The organism is bacterium (assembly GCA_030654305.1).
Taxonomy (GTDB): Bacteria; Krumholzibacteriota; Krumholzibacteriia; order LZORAL124-64-63; family LZORAL124-64-63; genus PNOJ01.
Genome location: JAURXS010000339.1, coordinates 1 through 1,048, shown reverse-complemented (window position 1 = coordinate 1,048; position 1,048 = coordinate 1). Strand labels below are relative to the sequence as shown.

General features: G+C 75.0%; 1 protein-coding gene. It reads right to left on the bottom strand.

Going from position 1 to position 1,048, the window contains the following annotated elements; all coding sequences use genetic code 11:
• Positions 1 to 1,048: translation initiation factor IF-2 N-terminal domain-containing protein (locus Q7W29_09775; protein ID MDO9172108.1), on the bottom strand; the 1,048-nt coding region annotated here is incomplete at both ends.

Below are 1,048 nucleotides of genomic sequence, written 5' to 3'. Positions count from 1 at the left end.
TTCGGTGGCCACCAGCTCGGCGGTGTCGTTGTCGATCACGTCGTTGATCTTCAGCATCACGCCCTGACGCATCAGGAACTTGATGATGTCGACGCCGCGCACGGCCATCCGGTTGGACAGTTCCTGCACGGTGATGATGTCGGGAATCACGACTTCGCGCGCGGCGCGGGCCTGTTCGGCGCCGCCGCCACGGCGTTTTTCCTTTTCGCGTTCACGGGCCCGGCGAACCGAGGCCAGGGAGCGCATGCGTTCGGCCGCGCCCTCGTCATCGCCGGCCAGGACCTGGATGGTCAGACGGCCTTCGCGGCGCTTGGGTTCGCCCTTGGTGCGCGAGACGGCCTTGCCGGGGGCAGCGCCCTTGCGCCGATCGTCATCGTCCTCCGGACGGCGGTCGATGACCGCGCCGGCGCCGCCCGGACGGGGGGCCTGGCGCGTGGCGCGCTGGACTTCGGGTGTGGCCGGGGCCTCGGCAGGCTGGCCGGGACGGGGACCGCGCGGACCGCCGGGGCCCGCGCCCGGACGGGGCGCGGGGCGCGGGGCCAGGGCCGAGTAGCGGACGGTCTCGCCGGGACGACCGCCGCCACCGTCGCGCGGCGGACGGGCGTCACCCTCACGGGGCGGGCGCGGGGTGAAGCTTCCGCGATCAGCGTCGGGACGCGGAGTCCGTTGGCCGAAGTTGGCGTTGGCGTCCGGTCGCGGGGCACGCTGGTTGAACGGTCCGGCGTTGGGCGGACGGTAGGTGGTGGTGCTGGAACGATCGTCACGACGCTCGCGCGACGGCTCATAGGTGCGGGTCTGGTTCGGTTGAACAGCCGCTGGAGCCGGAGCCGGAACCGGAGTCGGCGCAGCGGCTTCGACCGACGCGGGAGCCGGGGCCGGGGCTGTCGGGGCGGGCGCGGCCGTCTGGGCCGGGGCGGCGGCGACAGGCGCGACCGGAGCGGGCGTCGCAGCCGCCGGCGCTGCCGGGGCTGCTACCGGAGCAGGAGCAGGAGCCGCCGCCGGGGCGCGGGCGGCGGCTTCGGCGCGAACCTGGGCGGCCTGACGCTCC